The 4,316-nt window shown below is 67.7% G+C and carries 6 protein-coding genes; 5 read left to right on the forward strand and 1 reads right to left on the reverse strand.

The features are described 5' to 3' along the window. The 3 genes from ACTICP_RS10780 to ACTICP_RS10790 all read left to right on the forward strand — a co-directional run. Positions 1 to 1,860 (forward strand): Lhr family ATP-dependent helicase (locus ACTICP_RS10780; protein ID WP_441892232.1); only part of this gene is annotated, 1,860 nt, incomplete at its 5' end. A gap of 36 nt (positions 1,861 to 1,896) precedes the next feature. After that, positions 1,897 to 2,145 (forward strand): type II toxin-antitoxin system Phd/YefM family antitoxin, encoded by a 249-nt coding sequence (locus tag ACTICP_RS10785; protein WP_441892234.1) that lies wholly within the window; start codon positions 1,897 to 1,899, stop codon positions 2,143 to 2,145. Beyond that, positions 2,142 to 2,408, forward strand: coding sequence for a Txe/YoeB family addiction module toxin (locus ACTICP_RS10790; protein ID WP_441892236.1), 267 nt, complete (start codon positions 2,142 to 2,144; stop codon positions 2,406 to 2,408). The genes ACTICP_RS10785 and ACTICP_RS10790 overlap by 4 nt, the downstream gene beginning before the upstream one ends. A gap of 33 nt (positions 2,409 to 2,441) precedes the next feature. Here the strand turns inward: ACTICP_RS10790 and ACTICP_RS10795 are convergent, their stop codons facing one another. Next, positions 2,442 to 2,699: an AbrB/MazE/SpoVT family DNA-binding domain-containing protein gene (locus ACTICP_RS10795; protein ID WP_441892238.1), complete on the reverse strand. Its 258-nt coding sequence runs from the start codon at positions 2,697 to 2,699 to the stop codon at positions 2,442 to 2,444. Positions 2,700 to 2,808: 109 nt separating this feature from the next. Here ACTICP_RS10795 and ACTICP_RS10800 point away from each other — a divergent pair, with 109 nt between their 5' ends. Further along, positions 2,809 to 3,717 carry an alpha/beta fold hydrolase gene (locus ACTICP_RS10800; RefSeq protein ID WP_441892240.1) on the forward strand — a complete coding sequence of 303 codons (909 nt, stop codon included), beginning with the start codon at positions 2,809 to 2,811 and terminating at the stop codon, positions 3,715 to 3,717. Positions 3,718 to 3,744: 27 nt separating this feature from the next. Next, on the forward strand, positions 3,745 to 4,316 hold a 572-nt coding region (locus tag ACTICP_RS10805; protein WP_441892242.1), incomplete at its 3' end, for an EI24 domain-containing protein.

Below are 4,316 nucleotides of genomic sequence, written 5' to 3' on the forward strand. Positions count from 1 at the left end.
TCGTTGAGCGAGCGCAGCGAGACGAAACGGGCTGAGCGAGCACAGCGAGACGAAGCCTCCCCGGAAACCTCCACCTCCGCACCTCCATCCAGCGGATCGTTGAGCGAGCGCAGCGAGACGAAACGGGCTGAGCGAGCACAGCGAGACGAAGCCTCCCCTGACGCCCAGGCCCATCTCGACGCGCTCATCGCAGCCCGCCGGGCGATCCCCGTGACGATCGCGGGCATTCCGCGCGTCGCCGCCATCGAAGATGCAGCACGCCTTCGCGACGCGCTCGGCGCGGCGCTGCCGACCGGCATCCCCGTCGCGTTCCTCGAGCCGGTCACCGATCCGCTCGGCGACCTCGTCTCTCGTCACGCGCGCACGCACGGGCCGTTCACGACGGATGCCGTCGCCGCCCGCTTCGGTCTCGGCACCGCTGTCGCCCGGCACACGCTGCAGCGGCTCGAGCAGTCCGGTCGGGTGACGAGCGGATACTTCCTGCCCGATGCCGCCGGAACCGCGATCGAGAACGAATGGTGCGACACTGAGGTGCTGCGGCGACTGCGGATGCGCTCGCTCGCCGCGATCCGCGGCAGCGTCGAACCGGTCGCACCCGAGGCGTATGCGCGCTTCCTCCCCGACTGGCAGCACCTCACCCGGCCGCTCGAAGGCATCGACGGCGTACTCGCGGTTGTCGAGCAGCTGGCCGGCGTGCCGATCCCCGCGAGCGCGTGGGAATCGCTGGTGCTGCCCTCGCGCGTGCGCGATTACTCCCCCGCATTGCTCGACGAACTCACCGCGAGCGGTGAGGTGATCTGGGCCGGGCACGGCACGCTGCCGGGGCGCGACGGGTGGGTGTCACTGCATCCCGCCGATCTGGCGCCCCTCACGCTGCCCGAGATCGACAGCGAGATCGCCTCTGACTCTCTCGAGGCCGGGCTGCTCGCGGCGCTCGAACGGGGCGGCGCGTACTTCGCCGCACAGCTGAAGGAGATGGCCGGAGCCGAGAACGAGCAGTCTGTGCTCGAGGCACTGTGGAACCTGACCTGGGCGGGGCGCGTGACCAACGACACGTTCGCGCCGGTGCGAACACTGCTGACGGGCGGGTCGCAGGCGCACAAGTCGGTGCGGCGCGCCCCGCGGGCGCGGACCTTCCGCGGTGTGTCGTTCACGGGCAACCCGGTACCGCGGCCGACAGTCACCGGCGGACGCTGGTCGCTTCTCCCCTCTGACGGCACAGCGGAGGCATCGACCACGGCATCCCGCCGAGCGACGGTCTCGGCCGGACTGCTGCTCGACCGCTACGGCGTCGTGACCCGTGGCGCCGTGCAGTCCGAGGGCACGCCCGGCGGCTTCGCCCAGGCTTATCGAATCCTCGCCGGGTTCGAAGAGGCGGGGCACTGCCGTCGCGGCTACGTCATCGAGAAGCTCGGGGCGGCGCAGTTCGCAGCATCCACCACCGTCGACCGCCTCCGCACGTTCACGAATCTGCCCGATCCCGCACCTCGGCGTTCCATCACGCTCGCCGCGACCGACCCCGCGAATCCGTACGGTGCGGCGCTCGCATGGCCCAGGCGGGAGGGCGTCTCGCACCGCCCCGGCCGCAAGGCGGGCGGTCTCGTGGTGCTCGTCGACGGTGAGCTCGTGCTGTATCTCGAGCGGGGCGGCCGCACCGTCCTGGCGTTCGATGACGATCCCGAGGCGCTGCGAGCCGCAGCATCCGACCTCGTCGCGACCTCGCGTGCCCGCCGGCTCGAGACCCTCACCGTCGAGAAGATCAACGGTGAGGCGATCTACGGCACGAGCTTCGCCACGGCGCTGCAGGAGGCTGGTTTCGTCGCGACCCCGCGCGGCTTCACCTTCCGCAAGGCGGTCTAGCACTGGTACGATATCTGGTACCAGTCAGGAGAAATCATGTCCATCACCACAAGTGAGGCCCGCCGCGATCTTTTCGGGTTGATCGAGCGCGTCAATCTCGACCACAGTGAGGTCGAGATCACCTCGCGCCGCGGCTCGGCAGTACTGATGTCGAAGGATGAGTACGACTCGCTCATCGAGACGAGCTACCTGCTGCGTTCTCCGAAGAATGCTCGGCGCCTGCTCTCCGCCCTGGAATCGGCGCGTTCCGGAGCTGCCGAGGAGCACGACCTGCTGGACACATGACCACCAGACTCCTCACCTGGACCACCGAAGGGTGGGAGGACTATTTGTACTGGCAGACACAGGACCGAAAGACACTGAAGCGCATCAACCATCTGATCGCAGACATGCTCCGAGACGACCCGTTCGAGGGAATCGGAAAGCCCGAACCCCTGCGCCATGCCCTCGCTGGCGCCTGGTCACGGCGTATCGATGAAGCGAATCGACTGGTGTACGTTGCGGACGCAAACAGCATCACCGTGCTTCAAGCGAGATACCACTACTGAGTCGCGAATTCGGCGACGGCGTCTGACCACTGGTCAGCCGTCGCGGTGCTTCTTGACCTCGTCGAGCAGCTCATTTGATCGCCCGAGCATCTCGAAGAGCCGATCGACACCGACCAGCGCGATGCCCTCCGGACTGCCGAGCACCAGCATCTTCTGCCCGGCCTCGATGCCGTGCTCGCGGCGCGCGCGGGCGGGGATCACGATCTGACCTCTCTCCCCCACCGTGACCGCGCCATAGAAGACGCGCCCATCGGGTCCGTAGATCGGTGTGTCCGCTTCGTCCGCTGCCATAGCCACAATCATATCCGTATGAAAAACATGTTATACATGTCGTGTGCTTCCCTCGCGATGTATTGAACGCCGGGTACGCTCTCACGGGTACGTCGAGGAGTTCGCGACGATGCCGAGCGGCACCCGCCTCGCCTACGCCGAAGGTCCGCGTGGCGGGCCTGCCGTGCTGCTCCTGCACGCGCAGAGCGCCTCATGGCGCAACTACGGCACGGTGCTGCCCGCACTGGCCGCCGATCACCATGTCTTCGCCGTCGACATCGCCGGGCACGGCGCGTCCGACCGAACGCCCGAGGGCTACGACGTGCATACGATCACGCGCGACATCATCGCCTTCATCGAGACCGTCATCGGCGAACCCGTCGTCCTGTCGGGCCACTCGTCCGGCGGGCTGATCGCGGTCATGCTCGCGGCCGAGGCACCCCAACTCGTCCGTGCGCTCCTTCTTGAGGATCCGCCGCTGTTCTCCACCGACCCCGATCGCGCCCCGAAGACGTTCAACTACGTCGATCTCGCCGCCCCGGCGCACGACTTCCTGCACCAGGACGACGAGCCGGACTTCCCGTCGTACTACATGGCCCACAACGCCTGGATCGGATACTTCGGAAAGGGCGGACCCCGCATCTCGGCTGCTGCGCGCAAGCGCCGCAAGCGGCACCCTGACCGTCCACTGCGGATGTGGTTCCTCCCGCCGAGCATGAACGAGACCGTGGCGTACATGGACCGCTTCGATCCGCGGTTCGCGGATGCGTTCTTCACGTTCGACTGGCAGCAGGACTTCGATCAGGCCGCGACGCTGCAGCGGATCACGGCGCCGACGATCCTCATCCACGCGAACTGGCGCCTCACCGCTGACGAGATCCTTGAGGGAGCCATGACCGACGACGATGCCTCCCGGGCGATGTCGCTGCTGCCGCAGGCCCGCATGGAACGCGTCGACACGGGGCACGGCTTCCACATCGCGCGCCCGAAGCATTTCGTCGCACTTCTCGCCGAGAGCGTTGCTTCCGCGACGCATTAGGTGGGCGATGCCGCCTACGCTGGACCCATGATCCGTGAGTTCGGTACCGGCGTCGGTGCGCTGCTGCGCGGGTTCCGGATGTGGAAGTCGCACACGGGGCTGCTGGCCCTCGGACTCATCCCCGCGTTCATCGCGTGGGCGCTGCTGCTGGCCGCGCTCATCCCTCTCGTGATCTGGCTTGGCCCGATCACCGACTGGATGACGCCGTTCGCCGACGGCTGGACCGCACCGTGGCAGGGTCTGCTGCGATTCGGTCTCGGGGCGGTGATCGTCGTCGCCGCTCTGGCCCTGTCCGCCGCCGTGTTCACTGCGCTCACGCTGACGATCGGTGACCCGTTCTACCAGCGGATCTGGCAGGGCATCGAGCGCTCACTCGGCGAGGAGCCGACCGGCGAGACGGGCTTCTGGTCGACGGTCGGCGAGGGCGTCCGCCTTGTCGTGTTCGGCATCCTCGTGGCTCTGCTCACCCTGCTGATCGGTTTCGTGCCAGTCGTCGGCGGAATCGCCGCATCCATCATCGGCATCCTCCTCAACGGCCGCCTGCTCGCCCGGGAGCTCACCGGTCGCGCCTTCGATGCGCGCGGGCTCACCGGATACTC

The sequence above is a fragment of the Microbacterium sp. genome, assembly GCF_052102115.1.
Classification (GTDB): Bacteria; Actinomycetota; Actinomycetes; order Actinomycetales; family Microbacteriaceae; genus Microbacterium.

Excerpts from the sequence above, each read along its gene's own strand:
- ACTICP_RS10785 (WP_441892234.1), top strand. The coding sequence starts at position 1,897 with ATGTCCATCACCACAAGTGAGGCCCGCCGCGATCTTTTCGGGTTGATC.
- ACTICP_RS10800 (WP_441892240.1), top strand. The coding sequence starts at position 2,809 with ATGCCGAGCGGCACCCGCCTCGCCTACGCCGAAGGTCCGCGTGGCGGG.
- ACTICP_RS10795 (WP_441892238.1), bottom strand. The coding sequence starts at position 2,699 with ATGGCAGCGGACGAAGCGGACACACCGATCTACGGACCCGATGGGCGC.
- ACTICP_RS10790 (WP_441892236.1), top strand. The coding sequence starts at position 2,142 with ATGACCACCAGACTCCTCACCTGGACCACCGAAGGGTGGGAGGACTAT.